General features: G+C 41.2%; 19 protein-coding genes. 6 read left to right on the top strand and 13 right to left on the bottom strand.

The window, feature by feature from the left end; all coding sequences use genetic code 11:
• Window positions 1-12: 12 nt before the first annotated feature.
• Genes rpsC through rpsJ form a run of 8 tightly spaced genes read right to left on the bottom strand, consistent with a single transcriptional unit; the run spans window position 13 to window position 4105 of the window.
• Entirely contained in the window at window positions 13-714 is a 702-nt protein-coding gene (rpsC, locus tag CSC79_RS09390) for a 30S ribosomal protein S3 (protein WP_004588691.1), read from the bottom strand.
• A gap of 11 nt (window positions 715-725) precedes the next feature.
• Window positions 726-1058, bottom strand: a complete 333-nt coding sequence (gene rplV / locus CSC79_RS09385) for a 50S ribosomal protein L22 (RefSeq protein WP_087532558.1) — start codon at window positions 1056-1058, stop codon at window positions 726-728.
• Window positions 1059-1072: 14 nt separating this feature from the next.
• Window positions 1073-1351 carry a 30S ribosomal protein S19 gene (rpsS, locus tag CSC79_RS09380; RefSeq protein WP_004588689.1) on the bottom strand — a complete coding sequence of 93 codons (279 nt, stop codon included), beginning with the start codon at window positions 1349-1351 and terminating at the stop codon, window positions 1073-1075.
• Between the two features lie 15 nt (window positions 1352-1366).
• Entirely contained in the window at window positions 1367-2191 is an 825-nt protein-coding gene (gene rplB, locus CSC79_RS09375) for a 50S ribosomal protein L2 (protein WP_004588688.1), read from the bottom strand.
• A 17-nt stretch (window positions 2192-2208) separates the two neighbouring features.
• Entirely contained in the window at window positions 2209-2511 is a 303-nt protein-coding gene (gene rplW / locus CSC79_RS09370) for a 50S ribosomal protein L23 (RefSeq protein ID WP_099295563.1), read from the bottom strand.
• Window positions 2508-3113, bottom strand: a complete 606-nt coding sequence (gene rplD / locus CSC79_RS09365; RefSeq protein ID WP_058561416.1) for a 50S ribosomal protein L4 — start codon at window positions 3111-3113, stop codon at window positions 2508-2510. Before rplD ends, rplW begins: the two co-directional genes overlap by 4 nt.
• A 17-nt stretch (window positions 3114-3130) precedes the next feature.
• Window positions 3131-3766: a 50S ribosomal protein L3 gene (gene rplC, locus CSC79_RS09360; RefSeq protein ID WP_058561417.1), complete on the bottom strand. Its 636-nt coding sequence runs from the start codon at window positions 3764-3766 to the stop codon at window positions 3131-3133.
• Between the two features lie 27 nt (window positions 3767-3793).
• The gene (gene rpsJ, locus CSC79_RS09355; RefSeq protein WP_002957900.1) at window positions 3794-4105 is read right to left on the bottom strand and encodes a 30S ribosomal protein S10; all 312 of its coding nucleotides are present in this window, start codon (window positions 4103-4105) and stop codon (window positions 3794-3796) included.
• A 389-nt stretch (window positions 4106-4494) separates the two neighbouring features.
• On the opposite strand from rpsJ, the gene plsB reads away from it, so the two are divergent.
• Window positions 4495-6933: a glycerol-3-phosphate 1-O-acyltransferase PlsB gene (gene plsB, locus CSC79_RS09350; RefSeq protein ID WP_099295631.1), complete on the top strand. Its 2439-nt coding sequence runs from the start codon at window positions 4495-4497 to the stop codon at window positions 6931-6933.
• Window positions 6934-6994: 61 nt separating this feature from the next.
• On the opposite strand, the gene tesB is transcribed toward plsB, so the two are convergent.
• Window positions 6995-7852: an acyl-CoA thioesterase II gene (gene tesB / locus CSC79_RS09345; RefSeq protein WP_099295562.1), complete on the bottom strand. Its 858-nt coding sequence runs from the start codon at window positions 7850-7852 to the stop codon at window positions 6995-6997.
• Between the two features lie 74 nt (window positions 7853-7926).
• On the opposite strand from tesB, the gene CSC79_RS09340 reads away from it, so the two are divergent.
• On the top strand, window positions 7927-8424 hold the full coding sequence (locus tag CSC79_RS09340; RefSeq protein WP_099295561.1) for an EVE domain-containing protein: 498 nt from the start codon (window positions 7927-7929) through the stop codon (window positions 8422-8424).
• A 16-nt stretch (window positions 8425-8440) separates the two neighbouring features.
• Here CSC79_RS09340 and CSC79_RS09335 read toward each other — a convergent pair whose 3' ends face one another.
• Together CSC79_RS09335 and CSC79_RS09330 are read right to left on the bottom strand one after the other, a co-directional pair.
• A complete protein-coding gene (locus tag CSC79_RS09335) occupies window positions 8441-8656 on the bottom strand; it encodes a hypothetical protein (protein ID WP_099295560.1) in 216 nt (71 codons plus the stop codon).
• Complete coding sequence (locus CSC79_RS09330) at window positions 8656-9723, bottom strand: potassium channel family protein (protein ID WP_099295559.1); 1068 nt, start codon at window positions 9721-9723, stop codon at window positions 8656-8658. Before CSC79_RS09330 ends, CSC79_RS09335 begins: the two co-directional genes overlap by 1 nt.
• Window positions 9724-9892: 169 nt before the next feature.
• Between CSC79_RS09330 and CSC79_RS09325 the strand changes: the two genes are divergently transcribed.
• Window positions 9893-10843 (top strand): chemotaxis protein CheV, encoded by a 951-nt coding sequence (locus tag CSC79_RS09325; RefSeq protein WP_099295558.1) that lies wholly within the window; start codon window positions 9893-9895, stop codon window positions 10841-10843.
• Window positions 10844-10921: 78 nt separating this feature from the next.
• Window positions 10922-12235, top strand: a complete 1314-nt coding sequence (locus CSC79_RS09320) for a TIGR00366 family protein (protein ID WP_099295557.1) — start codon at window positions 10922-10924, stop codon at window positions 12233-12235.
• A gap of 58 nt (window positions 12236-12293) precedes the next feature.
• Here CSC79_RS09320 and CSC79_RS09315 read toward each other — a convergent pair whose 3' ends face one another.
• Window positions 12294-13310 carry a site-2 protease family protein gene (locus CSC79_RS09315; protein ID WP_099295556.1) on the bottom strand — a complete coding sequence of 339 codons (1017 nt, stop codon included), beginning with the start codon at window positions 13308-13310 and terminating at the stop codon, window positions 12294-12296.
• Window positions 13311-13454: 144 nt separating this feature from the next.
• On the opposite strand from CSC79_RS09315, the gene CSC79_RS09310 reads away from it, so the two are divergent.
• Entirely contained in the window at window positions 13455-14666 is a 1212-nt protein-coding gene (locus CSC79_RS09310; RefSeq protein WP_099295555.1) for an EAL domain-containing response regulator, read from the top strand.
• 2 nt (window positions 14667-14668) lie between these two features.
• Here the strand turns inward: CSC79_RS09310 and CSC79_RS09305 are convergent, their stop codons facing one another.
• The gene (locus CSC79_RS09305; RefSeq protein ID WP_099295554.1) at window positions 14669-15733 is read right to left on the bottom strand and encodes a hemolysin family protein; all 1065 of its coding nucleotides are present in this window, start codon (window positions 15731-15733) and stop codon (window positions 14669-14671) included.
• Window positions 15734-15815: 82 nt separating this feature from the next.
• Between CSC79_RS09305 and CSC79_RS09300 the strand changes: the two genes are divergently transcribed.
• Window positions 15816-18311, top strand: coding sequence for a S9 family peptidase (locus tag CSC79_RS09300; RefSeq protein WP_099295553.1), 2496 nt, complete (start codon window positions 15816-15818; stop codon window positions 18309-18311).
• The last annotated feature ends 95 nt before the right edge of the window (window positions 18312-18406 follow it).

Raw genomic sequence — 18406 nt, 5'->3', positions numbered from 1 at the left:
TACTCGCTACCTCTACTTAGCACTTTTCTTGGCTTTCTTTGGTGCGCGTTTAGCTGGCTTCTCTTGCTCTTGTACTAGTGGTAAACCACCAATAACTTCGCCTTTGAAGATCCAAACTTTAACACCAATGATACCGTAAGTGGTTAAGGCTTCAGAAGTTGCGTAGTCGATATCAGCACGAAGAGTATGTAGAGGTACACGACCTTCACGATACCATTCTGAACGTGCGATTTCTGCGCCGCCAAGACGACCGCTAACTTCAACTTTGATCCCTTTAGAACCGATGCGCATTGCATTTTGTACCGAACGCTTCATAGCGCGACGGAACATAACACGACGCTCTAGCTGAGAGGCAATGCCGTCTGCTACTAGTTGTGCATCTAATTCTGGTTTACGTACTTCAGAAATATTAATCTGAGCAGGTACACCTGCGATCTTAGTTACCGCTTGACGTAGCTTTTCAACGTCTTCGCCTTTTTTACCGATAACAACACCCGGACGAGCCGTGTGGATTGTTACGCGGATTGATTTTGCTGGACGCTCAATAACGATTTTAGACACAGAAGCCGCTTTTAATTCCTTTGTAAGGAAAGTACGTACTTTGTGATCGCCAAAAAGCTGATCAGAGAAATCTTTAGAACTCGCGTACCAGGTAGAAACCCAAGGTTTAGATATACCTAGGCGAATACCAGTAGGATGAACTTTTTGTCCCATTACTTATACTCCTAGCTATCTGAAACCACAACAGTGATGTGGCTTGTACGCTTAAGGATGCGGTCTGCGCGTCCTTTAGCACGTGGCATAATACGCTTCATTGTAGGACCATCGTCCACAAAAATCGTGCTTACGCGAAGCTCATCAATGTCAGCACCTTCGTTATGCTCTGCGTTAGCAATAGCAGACTCAAGTACTTTTTTAACTAATACAGCCGCTTTCTTTGGGCTGTACGCCAGGATTTCTAGAGCGCGATCGACAGGTAACCCGCGGATCTGATCTGCAACTAGACGAGCTTTTTGCGCCGAACCAGAGGCGAATTTATGTTTAGCTAATGCTTGCATTTATCATTCCCCTCTTAACGTTTCTTCGCTTTCTTATCCGCAGCATGGCCACGGTAAGTGCGAGTTGGTGCAAATTCACCTAGTTTGTGACCGATCATTTCGTCAGAAACGAAAACTGGTACATGCTGGCGACCATTATGGACAGCAATGGTCAATCCGATCATGTTAGGTATGATCATTGAACGACGGCTCCAAGTTTTAATTGGCTTCTTTTCACCGCTTTCCAAAGCTTTCTCTACCTTCTTCAGCAAGTGTAGGTCTATAAAAGGACCCTTCTTGAGAGAGCGTGGCATGGCTATTCCTCAATATTACTTAGTACGACGACGTACTATAAATTTATCCGTACGCTTGTTCTTACGCGTCTTAGCACCTTTAGTAGGCTTACCCCATGGAGACACAGGATGACGACCACCAGATGTACGACCTTCACCACCACCGTGTGGGTGATCTACCGGGTTCATGGCAACACCACGAACTGTCGGACGAATACCACGCCAGCGATTTGCACCTGCTTTACCAAGTGAACGAAGCATATGCTCAGCATTGCCTACTTCACCTAGTGTTGCACGACAATCAGATTGTACTTTACGTACTTCGCCAGAACGAAGACGTAGAGTTACGTATTGACCATCACGCGCAAGGATTTGAACGTATGCACCAGCAGAACGTGCGATTTGAGCACCTTTACCTGGTTTTAATTCTACGTTGTGAACAGTCGAACCTACAGGCATGTTACGCATAGGTAATGCATTACCAGGCTTGATTGGTGCATCAACACCAGACTGGATTGCATCGCCAGCTTTTAAGCCTTTAGGTGCGATAATGTAACGACGCTCACCGTCTGCATATAATACAAGAGCGATGTTTGCGCTACGGTTTGGATCATATTCCAAACGCTCAACAGTGGCTGGAATGCCATCTTTAGTACGTTTAAAATCGATTAAACGGTAATGATGCTTATGACCACCACCGATATGACGAACCGTAATACGACCATTGTTATTACGACCACCTGATTTAGAGTTTTTCTCTAATAGTGGTGCGTAAGGTTTACCCTTATGTAAATCTGGGTTAACCACTTTAACTAGGTGACGACGACCCGCAGAAGTTGGTTTACACTTTTGAAGTGCCATAATTCTAACTCCCCTTATTACTCGGCGCCGCCGACAAAGTCTAGCTCGCTACCTTCTTTAAGAGTAACGTAAGCTTTTTTCCAGTCGCTACGACGACCGAAACGTGCGCCAGTACGTTTTGTTTTACCCTTAACGTTTAGTGTGCGAACACCAGTTACTTCCACTTCAAAAAGCTTCTCAACAGCTGATTTGATCTCAGCTTTAGTTGCGTCATTTGTTACTTTGAAAACAATCGTGTTGTTTTCTTCAGCAGCAATTGTGCTCTTTTCAGAGATATGTGGAGCAAGGATCACTTTTAAAAGACGTTCTTCACGGATCATGCTAGCGTCTCCTCAAGTTGCTTAACAGCAGCAGCTGTAATAAGTACCTTGTCGAAAGCGATTAAGCTTACAGGATCGATACCAGCTACATCGCGCGTGTCAACCTTGTACAGGTTACGTGCCGATAAGAATAGATTTTCATCTACTTCTTCAGTCACGATAAGAACATCTTTAAGCTCAAGTTCTTTAAGCTTAGAAACTAGTTCTTTAGTTTTTGGTGCTTCAAGACCAAAACTTTCAACAACGATTAAACGCTCTTGACGAACTAATTCAGATAAGATGCTTTTGATCGCACCGCGGTACATTTTACGGTTTACTTTTTGGCTGTGGTCTTGTGGTTTAGCTGCGAAGCTAACGCCACCTGAACGCCAAATTGGACTACGGATTGTACCAGCACGTGCACGGCCAGTACCTTTTTGAGCCCATGGTTTTTTACCACCACCGCTTACTTCAGAACGTGTCTTCTGAGCACGAGTACCTTGACGAGCACCTGCTGCGTATGCAACAACTACTTGGTGTACTAATGCTTCGTTAAACTCACGTCCAAAAGTAGCTTCAGAAACTTCAAGAGCGCCAGAAGCGTCTTTAATTGCTAATTCCATCACTAAATCTCCAGGACTTATGCTTTAACAGCTGGTTTAACGATAACGTCACCGCCGATAGCGCCAGGTACTGCACCTTTAACTAAAAGCAAATTACGCTCAGCGTCAACGCGAACTAGTTCAAGGTTCTGAGTTGTTACTTGCTCATTACCCATTTGACCGGCCATTTTCTTACCTTTAAACACCTTACCAGGTGATTGGTTTTGACCGATTGAACCAGGAGCACGGTGAGATAGAGAGTTACCATGTGTAGCGTCTTGCATGCTGAAATTCCAGCGCTTAACACCACCTTGGAAACCTTTACCTTTAGAAGTACCGGTTACGTCAACTTTGTTGATTTCGTTGAATAATTCAACAGTAAGCTCTGCGCCTACTTCAAAATCGCCTTCACCACCATTTAGGCGGAATTCCCACAGACCGCGACCCGCTTCAACACCAGCTTTAGCGAAATGACCCGCTGCTGCTTTGTTTACACGGCTTGCTTTTTTAGTGCCTGCGGTTACTTGAAGTGAGTTATAACCGTCTGTTGCTTCAGATTTGATCTGAGCAATGCGGTTAGGTGTCGCTTCAATAACTGTCACAGGGATAGATACACCATCTTCAGTGAAGATACGTGTCATACCCACTTTACGACCGACTAGACCTAATGCCATTTTCCTAAAACCTCTCTAATCTTCCGATTAACCCAGGCTGATTTGAACATCAACACCAGCAGCAAGATCTAAACGCATAAGAGCGTCAACAGTCTTGTCAGTTGGTTCTACGATGTCGATCAGACGTTTATGGGTGCGGATCTCGTACTGATCACGCGCGTCTTTATTAACGTGCGGTGAAGTAAGTACAGTAAAACGTTCAAAGCGTGTAGGTAGTGGAATTGGACCACGTACTTGTGCGCCAGTGCGTTTCGCAGTTTCCACGATTTCCGCCGTTGATTGGTCAATCAAACGGTGGTCAAAAGCTTTTAGGCGAATACGAATGCGTTGATTTGACATTCTTAAACCTCAATATAAAGAGCATTTAAAGAGCATAAAAAAACGACCGAAACAATCTTAATAATTAAGATGCCGGTTGTTGATTTATATCTACGTTGAGTTCCAAATCGGAACTCCTGTTTTATTAGCTTGAAATCCAAGCTTAATGTTCCTTCCAAGTTCCCGGGGGAATTTTGAAAGCCTGCGTATTATAGTGATATTGGTGATAAATGCAACAACTATTTCAATAATACCCCTACCATATTAAATTGTTCATTAAAAACACAATAAACTCAACGCAGTATTGGCTATAATAGATACGAGCGATAACTATCTTAATGGTCAGTCCAGTTATAACTTGGTATTATCCTCGCTTATTTTGCTTTTTAACCCTTAACTTTGGTGAGTTGATGCGTATTTTTAGTCGTTGTTTAAACTTTTTCTCTATGGTGATGAACCGCTTACTAGTTAAAAGTAAGGTGCTGCCTGAAAACCCAATCGAACAATATAGTCTCGACCCGTCATCGCCCACCTTTTATATTGTTAAACTCAATGCGCGCTCTGACTTAGCCGCACTCGCCCGCGTTTGTAAAAAACATGGCTTGCCAAATCCAACCGAGCAACAGTTATTAGGTAATACTGAACTAGACCGTTTTATTGGACTGCAAAATCCACCACCATTATTTGGTGATAAAGCAAAACCAACCGATGCCTTGCAAAAAGGCAAACTAATTATTGAGCAGCTGATTGCCAGTAACGAGCAAAACGTACAAGTTATCCCTGTCACCATTTTATGGGGCCGCAACCCCGGTAAAGAAAAACCAGGTTTAGGGACTTTAGTATCTCACTCGTTAACACCAAGCTGGTTTCGTAAGTTTTTTGTGCTGTTGTTTTCAGGGCGTGATAACTTTGTAAGGTTTAGTCAACCTCTCGACTTATCGTTGCTTGTAAATGAAAAAGCAGATGTTGATGAGCTACCACATAAACTACTGCGCGTAGCGCGCGTTCACTTTCGTCGGCAAAAACTGGCGGCAACGGGGCCAAAAATGCCCTCTCGTGAGCAGCTATTTAGTTCGTTACTCGCTTCGCCAACCATCAAAAAAGCCATTCAGACAGAAGCAAAAGAAAAGAATATTAGCCATGAACAAGCTCGTCAAAATGCGTTAAAACTACTTGATGAAATTGCCGCAAACTACAGTGATGCCACTATTAGGGTTGCAGATCGCGTCCTTACTTGGCTTTGGAATAAACTGTATAACGGTATTGATATTAAATACACCGAGCAACTGCACGACTTAACGAATAAAGGCCATGAAATAATTTATATGCCGTGCCATCGCAGCCATATGGATTATTTATTACTTACCTACTCTATTTACCACCTAGGCTTAGTCCCGCCGCATATAGCAGCAGGCATTAATCTTAACTTTTTCCCAGCCGGTGGCATATTCCGTCGCAGTGGTGCGTTTTTCATTCGCCGCTCGTTTGCCGGCAATAAGCTTTACTCAGCGGTATTTAAAGAATATTTAAGCCAGCTATTTATTAAAGGCTATTCAGTTAAGTTCTATACTGAAGGTGGCCGTAGTCGAACTGGGCGCTTATTACCGCCTAAAACAGGTATGTTGGCAATGACACTGCAAGCTATGATGCGCGGAATAGACCGACCAATCTCTATAGTGCCCGTGTATATCGGCTACGAGCACGTAATGGAAATTAATACCTACCTCAAAGAACTGGCTGGCAATGATAAAAAAGGCGAGTCTATATTTGGTATATTTAAAGCGATTAAAAACCTTAAGAATTATGGCCGAGGCTACTTAAATTTTGGCGACCCGATTTCTGTTAATCAATATCTAAACGAGCATCAACCTGATTGGCGTGAGTCTATCCATCCTACCGATGTTCAAAAGCCACAATGGCTTGGTCCACAAGTAGCAAATTTAGCTGATAAAGTGATGGTAAACATCAACAGTGCAGCTGCACTGAACGCTGTAAATTTATTGGCGATGATTTTACTGGTAAATGATAAACAAGCATTGAGCAAACCAAAGCTATTAGCGCAGCTAGACTTTTATTTACATTTGCAAAAAAGTGCCAGCTATAGCGATAAAATTAGTGCTCCTGACGAAAATGCAGAGCAATTATTAAACCATGCTTTAAAGCTTAATAAATTTGATGTAATAAGTGATGAGTTTGGTGAAATCATAGCCATTAATGATAAAGAAAAAACCCTCTTTAATTACTACCGTAATAACATTTTACATGTGTTTGCCGTGCCAAGTTTACTTGCACTGCATATATTTAAAAGCCATAAAACCACACTGAGTCAATGCCAAGAATTGATCAGTCGCTTCTACCCATTATTCGCTAAAGAGTGGTTTTTAAATGAATTGGACGAAAATTATATTTCTCGCATATTGGCAAGCTTTGTTGATCAAGAGCTAATTGAAATAAATGGTGACGAGATAAAAATTACCAACAGCAATGACTGCCTAGCAAAACTTGAGATGTTGGGTCGTGCCCTTAGTTTAACTTTACAACGCTACGCTATCGTCATTGGTTTTATTCAAACAAGTAAAGGGATTGATCGCGCCGAGCTTGAACGTGAGAGCCAAGTATTAGCGCAACGACTGGGCACATTACATGGCATTAAAAGCCCTGAGTTTTTCGATAAGAAAGTGTTGATAGGCTTTATTAGCAATCTTCGTCAACAAGCGCTTATTAGCGAGTCAGATGCTGGACTGCAAGGCAGTAACGACCTGTGTGAAGTTTATATGCACCTCAAAGCGTTATTACCTGCCCGTATTTGGCAATCAATTACTGACATTGTTCAAAACCAAAGTAGTTAAGACATTAGAAGGTTAGGTGTTGCTACACCTAACCTTTTGCTTCACGTATTTATAGCGCTGCTTAACGCTGTCGCATCACACCTTCTTGTATCGTTGAAGCGACTAAATTGCCTTGGCGGTCAAAAAACTGTCCACGCACTAAACCTCGCCCCGAGCTCGCACTTGGGCTATCGATAGTATATAAAATCCAGTCATCCAACCTAAATGGGCGGTGAAACCACATTGCATGGTCAATGGTAGCAACCTGCATATTCGGTTGCATAAATGACACGCCATGCGGTTGCAGCGCGGTAGGTAAAAACTCAAAATCAGAAGCGTACGCCAACAAGTAGTTATGAATCCGTTGATCGTCCGGCATATCACCATTGGCTTTAAACCAAATATGCTTCACCGGTTCTATCACTTCAGGCTTAAATGGATTATGAAAAGTGACCGGACGCATATCGATCGGTACTTCACGAATAAATTTATTTCGGATAGCCTCAGGAATATGATTAGCATTTGCTTGATAAAATTCTAGCGATGATTTTAGCTCTTCAGGTGCTGGTACATCAGGCATAGTGGCTTGATGTGAAAGCCCTTCTTCAACACCTTGGAAAGAGGCCGTCATATAAAAAATAGGCTTGCCATATTGAATTGCTTTTACACGGCGCGTACTAAAACTTTTACCGTCACGAATGTTTTCTACATCGTAAACTATCGGTTTTGCAGCATCTCCAGGGCGGAGAAAATAAGAATGCAAAGAATGAACTATGCGCCCCTCAGGCAATGTTTCTTTAGCCGCAGACAGCGCTTGCCCCATTACTTGGCCACCAAATACTGCTCTAAACCCTAAATCTTGACTTTGCCCGCGATACAAGCCCTGCTCAATCTCTTCTAAAGTTAATAACGACAACAAATCATCTAAAACTTGGCTCATTTTTATATCCTCAATCCCGACAAGGCTCTCATAATACTATAGACTATAATTATGTAAATCTTAGGGAGATAACAATGGCTTATTGGCTATTCAAAACCGAGCCTGATGCATTCTCAATTGCTGATTTAAAAAATGCGCCACAACAAACAACGCAATGGGAAGGTGTGCGAAATTATCAAGCACGCAACTTTATGCGCGACAAGGTTAAGGTGGGCGATCAAGTGATGATTTATCATTCTAGCTGCAAACATATTGGTGTTGCTGGATTAGCAACTGTTACACGCGAGGCCTACCCTGATCCCACTCAGTTTGATTTAAGCAGTGATTATTTTGATGCCAAAGCAACGGTAGATTCACCCCGCTGGGTGGTTGTTGATGTGACTTATCAGCAGCATCTAAATAAATTAGTTAGCCTTAAAGCAATTAAAGAAAACGATGCAATCACTGACATCGCATTGAAAAAAGGGGGACGCTTATCAATAATGCCAGTGACCAAAAATGATTGGGATGAGATAACTAGAATGGGACAAGCTGTAAGCGATAAGCTGCAGATAAAGACCGAAAGACCATAAAACTAAGGGCTAAAATCTAAGTTTTTCGCTTCTTTTCTCGGCCTTTTTTCTTTTTATGGCCATGCTTTGGCACAATAGCAAAGTACATGACAAGCGCTAACCACGAGAAAAAGATAATGCCTATAAGCCAGCCGTTCTTTTCATGACCTTGCGTTCTTTTACTGTTTAATACCAGCACTATAGGCAAAATGTATGCGCTTAATATAATAATTAGAAACGCTACTTCATTCATTACTTCGTCAACTTCTGCCAATCAACTTCATTACTTAACACCCGGTCAATCGCTATGTAATGAAGTATATCACCACTGTTTACCGGGTAGTTGAGCGGCGGATTCAAATCCATATTTTTAGCACTCAGGTTATGTGCAACACCGAGTAAAATGGCATCGTGATCATGTTTAAAATGATGAAACAACTTACCAAATTCCATTTGTGCTAAATCAGCAGGTATCACCAAGCTAAATTGTGTATCACCATGCAATGTTGATAACAGCTCTTCCTGCACTCGGCTTGAGCCTGGATCTTGCATCGAACGCACTAAAATTTCTGCTGACTTTGCACTTGAACATTCCACATTGTGGCAATGCTCTAATAGCATTTCTACTTTACTCTCATCGTTAAAGTGCGCACTAATATGCCCGCCATCCTTAACTAGTTTGCTAATACGTAACGCCGTGGTAAAGGTTTGATCGTCATCTTGACCATCAATAATCACTTTATCAGCATGGCTGATAGCCACCCGTTCAAGTTGCGTACAATCAGTAAAGCTGCTTAAACGCACAAAATCGACGTGCTCATTAGTCAAAAATGGGTGCTCCATTTGCTCTGTCACTGCTAATAAAATCCGTCTTTGTGTGCGTTTTTGATCTGCTAAAATGTAATCAATCATCTTTTTTGTTCGTGTTTGGTGCCAACCAAAAATAATGATGTGATTATTAAAATGCGAAAAGTTTTTATCACCTGTCATAGCGCGCCTAATTAAATATGTCACTGTTTGCCCTGTTTTACCCAACAGAACGCCAAATAAAGCTAACCCAAAAGGGATTTGTACAAGTGCAACAACCCACCGCCCTAAATCTGTAGTGGCGCTAAAGTCGCCATATCCTACAGTTGATGTTGTCACTATATAGTAATACACAAATGTACTTATTGGAGTGAGCGCCCCCTCACCTGCTAAAATAAGTAATAACCAAGTCAGGGCCATATGTACCAGAGTAGCCAAAGCGACCGCCTGCCAACTAACTTGATCAATGTGACTTCTCACTAATAAAAAAAATCGTTTAAATATAAAAGGCATGCCCACACTTGGTAATTCTGCTATTAATTATCTGATAAGTTACTGTAATGGCGAAATGATGGCAATGGTTGAAACATGTATAAGGGCGAAGATTATTTTCTAGGCTGCTTTTTTAAAGCAGAACAGTGTAAGCTATACTTGTTTTATTAATTACAAAGACGGGTGTGTTATGTCGGGTGTATTAGCTTCTGTAGATCAACGAACTCAGCTGGTCGGCGAAAATCGTCTTGAGCTGTTGCTATTTTATTTACATAGCCGTCATCTTTTTGCGCTTAATGTATTTAAAATTAAAGAAGTTGTGAAACTTCCTCACTTAAATATAATTCCCCACGCTCACCCTAAAATATCTGGGGTTGCCAATATAAGAGGCGAATCTATTCCTGTTATAGATTTACGACAGGCGATTTGCATGCCCGCGGCAAAAAATACCGAGGACAGTAATCTAGTTATCACCGAATACAACCGAACTGTGCAAGGCTTTTTAATCGGTAAAGTTGACCAAATAATGAATATGACATGGTCAGATATTATGCCGCCCCCCACATCCGTTGGCAAAAACCATTACCTTACTGCACTGACAAAAATTCAGCGTGATGGGCAAGAGCAGCTAGTTGAAATTATAGACGTAGAAAAAGTACTGGCCGAAATTGTTGAATATGAAATCCACATATCGGATGAAGTACTAGATAAAACAATTGTTGATGAATTTGCAGGCCGTAAAATTTTACACGCTGACGACTCCCCAACTGCGCGTAAACAAGTAAGCGATACGTTGTCCCAGCTGGGCATTGAAATTATTCCCGCAACAAATGGTCTTGAGGCATTAAATATGTTGAAAAGCTGGGCAGATAGAGGTGATAACGTAGAGCAAGACTTACTTATGGTGATCACCGATGCTGAAATGCCCGCAATGGATGGATACCGACTAACGCATGAAATCCGCAATGATGACCGCCTGAAGAATTTACACGTTGTGCTAAATACATCGTTAAGTGGCAGTTTTAACCAAGCCTTAGTTGAAAAGGTAGGCTGTGACGCCTTTTTATCGAAATTCCAACCCGACTTACTTGTTGAAGAGGTTCAAAATCGCTTAAAAGCTGTATTAGATCAAAACCGCTAATACATTGACCTACTTGCCAATTAAGATCTTTCATGCTTAATTGGCTATACGTGACAATTACAACAATACACTCTCACTATGCTAAATCGTGTTGCAAAACCCTTTACTCAATTAGTTGAACGCTACCTACCCGACCCCTTTATATTTGTTATTCTATTAACCCTGCTTAGCTTTGTAATTGCGAGCCTATTCACTCCAGCAACTTCAGTAGATGTACTCGTGGCATGGGGAGGTGGCTTTTGGAACTTACTACAATTTGCGATGCAAATGCTATTGGTGCTACTCACCGGTTATATGCTAGCAAGCACCCCTATCGTCAACCGATTGCTCGCTAAGTTAGCCAGTATGGCCAACACGCCAGCCAAGGCAATTATTTGGGTCACGCTAGTCGCATTGTTGGGCAGCTGGCTTAACTGGGGGTTTGGCTTAGTAATAGGCGCTTTGTTTGCCAAAGCAATAGCAAGGCAAACAAAAGTGGACTACCGATTATTAGTGGCCAGTGCTTACTCTGGATTTATTGTATGGCATGGTGGCTTAGCAGGTTCAGTACCTTTGACCATTGCCACAACGGGGCATTTTTCAGAGCAAAGTATTGGCGTGATAAGTACTGCTGATACGCTATTTTCAAGTTTTAATATCGCAATCGTGGTTGGCTTATTTATCATTATGCCGCTGGTAAACCGCGCTATGCTCCCTTGCGATAAAGACAGCGTGTACGTTGATAAAAGCAAACTCATAGAGCCTGAAAACAAGGATGTCACATTAACTCGCCCAGCAGATCATATAGAGCACAGCCGCGTGTTAGGTATGACCACAGGCTTACTTGGCCTTGCATATTTAACGTATTATTTTATTTTCAATAATGGCTCAATTAATCTAAACAGTGTTATAGGGCTGTTTTTATTTGCAGCAATATTATTACATCAAACACCCCATAACTTACTTAATAGCTTACAACAAGCAGTGCCCAGCGGCGCAGGTATTATTATCCAGTTCCCATTTTATGCAGGGATCATGGCAATTATGATTGATACCGGTTTAGCACAACAAATTTCACAAGGCTTTATCGCCATAGCCAGCGCAGAGTCATTGCCCTTTTGGAGCTTTTTGAGTGCTGGCCTGGTGAATATATTTGTACCATCAGGTGGTGGCCAGTGGGCGGTGCAAGCACCGATAGTAATTCCCGCCGCAGAGGCGCTAGGTGCTGATATGCCCCGCGTGGCCATGGCGGTCGCGTGGGGAGATGCTTGGACTAACCTGATTCAACCCTTTTGGGCACTCCCTGTACTTGCCATTGCAGGCCTAAAAGCCAAAGATATTATGGGTTTTTGTTTAGTGCAATTAATTATTACCGGTGTATTTATTGCGTTGATGCTGACTTACTATCCGTAAAAAAGTGACATTAAAGCGCAACATCGCGTTGCGCTTTGACAGTTCAATATGCACTACATTAACTCGATAAGATTTTCATAGGTAAGCTTAATATCGGATTTTCAGAATCGGCAAAGTGCATCATCACCGCGACATGCCCTGCAACGACAAGTGCATACATTACCGCAGAGAACCCTTGGCCGTATTTATCCAGCGGTACTAGGTGTGAGAAGTGACGACCGCGCCATTCAAACACAATTTCCAGCGCGCCAATAAATAAAAAGAACACTAATAGCATTAAGCCAAAGGTGTAACTTATCCATAAACCAAATAACACCCCTAAAATACAAATACTTAAGCCAACCCATGAGCGCATTGAAAAGCTGATACTTTTTAATACATGTCCCCCATCGAGCGGTAGAATAGGCAGTAAGTTAAATAAATTAAGCAATGCACTGAGTACCGCAACACCGGCAAAAATTTCCATCTCGGTGGCGTAATAAAGCACCACCCCCAATACAGAAGTGATTAGACCAAACGCGGGTCCCATTAAAGAGATCACCACATCTTGCCAGCGAGTGGTAATCTTTTCATCTGATACAGCAAGGCCCCCTACAAAAGGAATTAAGTAAATACCTTTGGTTTTTATGCCAAAGTACTTCATTGCTCTTACATGCCCGTATTCATGAATGACTAAACACGCAATAAGCATCAAAGCAAATTCAAAAGTAAAAAGCCACGCATAGCCTGCAACTGACGCCCCTGCTAATGCCGCTTTAACCACTTTTGCACTCTTAAATACTTTAAAGCCTAGGGCAAATAAACCCAATAGTCCTTGCTTAGGCTTGGCTTTTTGTACTTCAGGGATCGCAAGCTTTTGTACCAGATGGTCATTAATATACAGCAATAGCATTTGCTCATGGACTTCGCTGGTATCTATACCAACTCGATTCCCCTCTAGCTCAAATTCAACGTAGTGTGTTCGTGGGTTATCAAAACTAATTGCTTGGTCAGATTGAAAAATTTGCACAATTTTTTGCTCTGCAAGCATTAACCTAAATGCCTGCTCTGCAAGAGTTAATTGTATTTGAATCATAATACTTAAAGCCTAAAAAACAGTGGCGTTAGTATACCTATTTTTCGGTTTTAATTTGTGAAATTATTTTATCCTAAATACTGACTTTTTCTTGGTTAGCAGCTACTTTTATACTAATACCTGCTTTAAATTCAAGGAGTGAATATGACCAAATTAGCCAAAAATATTCTCGTAGTTGATGATTCCAAAGCTATTTTAGTGGTGATGGAAGCTATTCTAAACGAACTTGAAATCCCCAATATTACAACATGCTTAAGCGCGCAAGAGGCATTGTATAAAGTAAAAAACGCCTCATTAAAATATGACGCAGTTTTCACTGATCTTAATATGCCTGATATGGATGGAATGGAGCTTATTAGGCACTTAGGTGATATGAATTATCCTGGTGCGATTGTTATTATTTCTGAGATGGATCATAAAGTTATTGATTTAGCAGCAGATCTAGCAAAAAGAAGTAATGCACATTTAATCGGTAACATAGTAAAACCAGTGCAGCTAACTCAAGTGCACACGTTACTTAAAAAACTAGACCATTTAGCTTCGCACATAGAAAAGCCCATTGAATCTATAGATGAATCACAGTTATTACATGCCATTAGCCACAATGAAATAACCCCCTTTTATCAACCAAAGATTAACCGCTACAAAAATAAAATCACCAGTGTCGAAGTGCTCGCGCGAATTGTCACTGCAAACGGGCAGCAGTTATTACCCGATCATTTTATTAGTGTTGCTGAAGATCTTGATTTAATTAATTTAATCACGTTTCAGCTGTTTGAAAAAGCCACTACAGATTTTATCGCGTTGAAAGAATGCTTAGGTTATAAATTTAAGTTAGCTTTCAATTTGTCGCCTTGTCAGTTAGAAGATTTAAGCTGCCCCGACAAGCTAGCACTTATACTAAAGCTTAATAATTTAACGCCTAGCGAAATAATTTTAGAGATAACAGAACAGCACGCTCTCTGTAGCAGCGCGCAACTAGAAACCTTGAATCGATTAAGAATTCGCGGTTTTGATATTTCTTTAGATGACTACGGCATCGGCTTTACTAATGTAAATCAACTTAAAACCTTGCCCTTTAGTGAAGTGAAAATTGATAGGACTCTAATTAGCCATATTGAAACCGACCAATTCTCTCAAGTAATCACCAGTAGCTTGGTTAATATTGCCATACAGGAAGGAATTTCAATTGTTGCAGAAGGCATCGAGCGTATAGAAGAGCTCGAATACTTAGACCGCTTCAAAGAGTTTATCTTGATGCAGGGCTTTTTAATTTGCAAACCTAAATCAAGATCCGAATTCACTGTATGGGCAAAGTCATGGTTACAAATGGTTAAGGACGCAAATCAACACTGACTTTATTTTTTATCGTCGTCTTCGCTAAGTAATTTGTCAGTATTGGCTAAACGCTGCCGCCAACGTTGCTTAGCGACCATTTGCATATCCGCCGATTGGTCACGTTCATCCATAATATTAAGCCCCATTAATGACTCAATCATGTCTTCGAGGGTTACAATACCTTGCACATCGCCATATTCGTCAATTACCAAACAAATATGCGTTCTTTGTGCCAGTAAGGTGTGCAGTAATGTAGGCACATAAAGTGTCTCTGGAACTGTATACAAAGGTTTAACTAACTTACTTATCTTGTAGTCTTCACCCAGTCGATGGTATGCCAACATAATGTCGTTTTTATGCACAAAACCAATAATATCATCGCCATCTTTATCGTAAACTAACACGCGTGAAAATGACGAAGAGCCATGTTCAGCCAAGTATTGGTGTACAGTGATATCTTTATGGACTTTAAATAAAACAGTACGCGGCGTCATTATTGAATCGAGCGTAGCATGCCTAAAGTGCAACAAACTACGAATAATTTCGGACTCTTCTTGATGTAGCGCGCCCGACTCAGTGCCAATATCAGCCATTGCTTCAATTTCTTGTCGAATATAAAACGCTTCATCGTAGTTACGTCCCATCAAATTCGTTAGCTTTTCAGCAAACCATACAAAGGGTTTTAATAAAATGACTAAATACACCAGTCCTCGAGCTACAACTGGGGTCAATGCACGCCAATAATTAGCACCGAGTGTTTTGGGGATTATTTCTGATAATACCAATACAAGTAGTGTCATTATGGCTGATGCAATACCCACTGCTGCATCAGAGAAAACAACAGCTGCTTGCGCTCCTACACCAGCAGCACCTGCGGTATGCGCAACAGTGTTTAAAGTTAAGATAGCTGCTAATGGTTGATCTACGTTCTTTTTTAATTTTTCAACACATTTAGCAAGCTTTGGATTTTGTTTACGCAACAAAGCAACATAGCTTGGGGTGATGCTCAATAACACGGCTTCCATAATAGAACATAGGAATGAAATTAAAATAGCAACACACATGTAAACAATTAATAACGTCATTAAATCACTCTCATCGTTGGACTAATGAGCATCCTACCAATACATGATATATTTATCCAAATTATCGTTCGAAGGCTTAGCAATGACTTTCAATTTGTCTGCAAAATTATCAAATAAACGTGTGTTAAACGCACTCAGTGCACTGGCTTTATACTCTGTCTCAAGCTCTGCTTTGGCTGCAGTGTTGGATAAGAATAACATCGCTTTTGTTGGCCCTTTGGCTGAACAAATGCAAGTAAAACCTTACCAAACTCCCCACCATGATGCGGCTATTAAAAACCTACTCCCGAGTTTACAAGCTAATAGCTCCCACATTTCAGTCTTTGGTGAGCAACATAAATGGCAAACGTTAAGTAGTATAAATGCGCTTACACTCGGTGGGATACAAGCATTAAAATTTACTATACACACTGAACGTTTTAGTGAGGGTGCACTCAAGCTTAGCGGAATTGAAAAAGCCAAGTTGTTTATCGATGGCGAAGAGCTAACTGCCACCGAGCATACTTATCAACTGGCATTAAGTAATGGCGAGCATCAAATTCTGATCATTGCAGAACAAGTCGCTAATTGGAATGAGGTGTCACTGGATTTTGAGCCTAAGTCAGAACATGACAAAATCACCATAAGTCAAAACGCGAGTAAAACTCTCTCTGCAAAGCAATTGTTTGATGCGCCGACTATAAGCATGTTGTCACTGTCACCTGATGCAGAACACTATATTGCCAGCACTCGCTCTTACAATGATGCTGCAGGCAATCAAGCACAAATAACAACGGTGCTTAAAGATCAAGACAACACAGTGCTTTATCGCTTTGAATCAGGCCAACCAAGTAATGTAATTTGGAGTCCTGATAACAAATCTGTTGTGTACTTAATTGACGGTAAATTAAAGAAATTAAATCGCAAAAACTTAGCACTTGATGTTATTGCTGAGAACTTAGAGGGCGCGAGCGGCTTTGCGTTTTATAACAACGATAGCTTAATTTTTACTTGGTCTAAGTATCCCAAAGCCGATACCAGCTTAACCAAGCATTACAGGGGTCTGCAAGATCGCTGGTCATATGCTCGCACCACTTCACAAGCTTATCTACTTGATATCAATTCTGGTTTAAGCAAAGCAATCAGCGAAGGTCCTTTAAGCCATAGCATAGAAGACTTCAACAGCGAACAAGGTACGGTCTTATTAAGCCGAAGTGCTCACGCTATGGAAGCATCTACTCACCCTATCGCAGAGCTAGTTGAAACAACCCTTGCGACAGCAAAGCACAGTGTTTTAGGTCAATTTAAAACCTTTAATCAAGCTAAGTACACCGATGAAGGTATCTATGTTGTTGCAGGACCTGACTTTAAAGATGGTTTAGGCCGTAACATCCCACAAGATATGCTCGCCAATAACTATGATGGGCAGCTATATTTACTTGACTCTGATGGCAAAAAGGCCAAAGCATTGAGCAAAAACTTTGATCCAGCTATAGGTCAACTAAATGTGCTTAACAACGGTGATGCTGTTCTAAAAGTTACAGAGCAAGATACCCAACAACTGTATTTATTTGATTTAAGTAAAAACCGATTTAGCAAACTAAACACTAAATTAGATGTTGTTGAGCAATTTAGTGTTTCTAAAAACCGCTCACCCGCTATTTTGTTCAGTGGCACAACAGCATCCTCACCACAGCAATTAAAATATTTAAAGATCAGCAAAAATAGAGCAAGCACACTATGGGATTCGAAACCTTTAGCCTATGCTAATACGCAAATTCCAACGCTTGAAGAGTTTAACTTCACAAATAAACAGGGCGTTGAAATAAAAGGCCGCGTCTATTTACCAACAAATCTAGATAAATCTAAAAAGCATCCAGCTTTGATCTATTATTATGGTGGTACATCTCCGGTTTCGCGTGGTTTTACTGGTCGTTACCCATTTAACTTTTGGGCAGCTAATGGCTATGTTGTCTATGTTGTTCAACCAACTGGAGCAACAGGGTTTGGTCAAGAATTCTCAGCTAAACACGTCAATGCATGGGGTGAACATACTGCTGAGGACATTATGCAAGGCACTCAGGCATTACTTGCGCAGTACTCATTTATTGATAAAAATCGTTTAGGTAATTTAGGTGCATCCTACGGTGGCTTTATGACCATGTTATTAGCGACTAAAACCGATATGTTTAGCGCGTCTATTGCCCATGCAGGTATTTCTAATATTACCTCGTATTGGGGTCAAGGTTGGTGGGGCTATTTATATTCTGGAGAAGCATCTAAAGGCAGCTTCCCGTGGAATAACAGTGAACTTTACAGCCAACGAAGCCCTGTTTTTCATGCAGACAAAGTAACGACACCACTGCTTTTACTGCATGGAGACTCCGACACTAATGTGCCAGTTGGCGAAAGCCATAACATGTATACTGCACTTAAACTTCTTGGTAAGGATGTTGATCTGATTGAGTATAAAGGTGCTGATCATCAAATTTTTGCTCGCGATAAACGCTTTGATTGGTGGAGCACAATGCTTGCCTACTTTGATAAGCATTTAAAAGATGAACCGCAATGGTGGCAATACTTATACCCTGAAAAATAATAAGGTATGAAAGAAAGGAAACAAAGCTTTCCTTTCTTCTATTATTTGAGTTTATGCAAAGAAACTATCATAAACAGTACTTCAGTTGTTCTCTC

The organism is Pseudoalteromonas sp. 3D05 (assembly GCF_002723455.1).
Lineage (GTDB): Bacteria > Pseudomonadota > Gammaproteobacteria > Enterobacterales > Alteromonadaceae > Pseudoalteromonas.
Note: the sequence above shows the minus strand (reverse complement) of the source record. Positions and strands in the feature narration are given on the sequence as shown.

Bases quoted from the DNA above. Each gene is read 5' to 3' on its own strand.
- tesB (WP_099295562.1), bottom strand. From the start codon at position 7,852: ATGAGCCAAGTTTTAGATGATTTGTTGTCGTTATTAACTTTAGAAGAG.
- CSC79_RS09330 (WP_099295559.1), bottom strand. From the start codon at position 9,723: ATGCCTTTTATATTTAAACGATTTTTTTTATTAGTGAGAAGTCACATT.
- rplC (WP_058561417.1), bottom strand. From the start codon at position 3,766: ATGGCATTAGGTCTAGTCGGTCGTAAAGTGGGTATGACACGTATCTTC.
- CSC79_RS09325 (WP_099295558.1), top strand. From the start codon at position 9,893: ATGTCGGGTGTATTAGCTTCTGTAGATCAACGAACTCAGCTGGTCGGC.
- rpsC (WP_004588691.1), bottom strand. From the start codon at position 714: ATGGGACAAAAAGTTCATCCTACTGGTATTCGCCTAGGTATATCTAAA.
- CSC79_RS09320 (WP_099295557.1), top strand. From the start codon at position 10,922: ATGCTAAATCGTGTTGCAAAACCCTTTACTCAATTAGTTGAACGCTAC.
- rplW (WP_099295563.1), bottom strand. From the start codon at position 2,511: ATGATCCGTGAAGAACGTCTTTTAAAAGTGATCCTTGCTCCACATATC.
- rplD (WP_058561416.1), bottom strand. From the start codon at position 3,113: ATGGAATTAGCAATTAAAGACGCTTCTGGCGCTCTTGAAGTTTCTGAA.
- CSC79_RS09310 (WP_099295555.1), top strand. From the start codon at position 13,455: ATGACCAAATTAGCCAAAAATATTCTCGTAGTTGATGATTCCAAAGCT.
- rplV (WP_087532558.1), bottom strand. From the start codon at position 1,058: ATGCAAGCATTAGCTAAACATAAATTCGCCTCTGGTTCGGCGCAAAAA.
- plsB (WP_099295631.1), top strand. From the start codon at position 4,495: ATGCGTATTTTTAGTCGTTGTTTAAACTTTTTCTCTATGGTGATGAAC.
- CSC79_RS09300 (WP_099295553.1), top strand. From the start codon at position 15,816: ATGACTTTCAATTTGTCTGCAAAATTATCAAATAAACGTGTGTTAAAC.
- rpsJ (WP_002957900.1), bottom strand. From the start codon at position 4,105: ATGTCAAATCAACGCATTCGTATTCGCCTAAAAGCTTTTGACCACCGT.
- rpsS (WP_004588689.1), bottom strand. From the start codon at position 1,351: ATGCCACGCTCTCTCAAGAAGGGTCCTTTTATAGACCTACACTTGCTG.
- rplB (WP_004588688.1), bottom strand. From the start codon at position 2,191: ATGGCACTTCAAAAGTGTAAACCAACTTCTGCGGGTCGTCGTCACCTA.
- CSC79_RS09315 (WP_099295556.1), bottom strand. From the start codon at position 13,310: ATGATTCAAATACAATTAACTCTTGCAGAGCAGGCATTTAGGTTAATG.
- CSC79_RS09305 (WP_099295554.1), bottom strand. From the start codon at position 15,733: ATGACGTTATTAATTGTTTACATGTGTGTTGCTATTTTAATTTCATTC.
- CSC79_RS09340 (WP_099295561.1), top strand. From the start codon at position 7,927: ATGGCTTATTGGCTATTCAAAACCGAGCCTGATGCATTCTCAATTGCT.
- CSC79_RS09335 (WP_099295560.1), bottom strand. From the start codon at position 8,656: ATGAATGAAGTAGCGTTTCTAATTATTATATTAAGCGCATACATTTTG.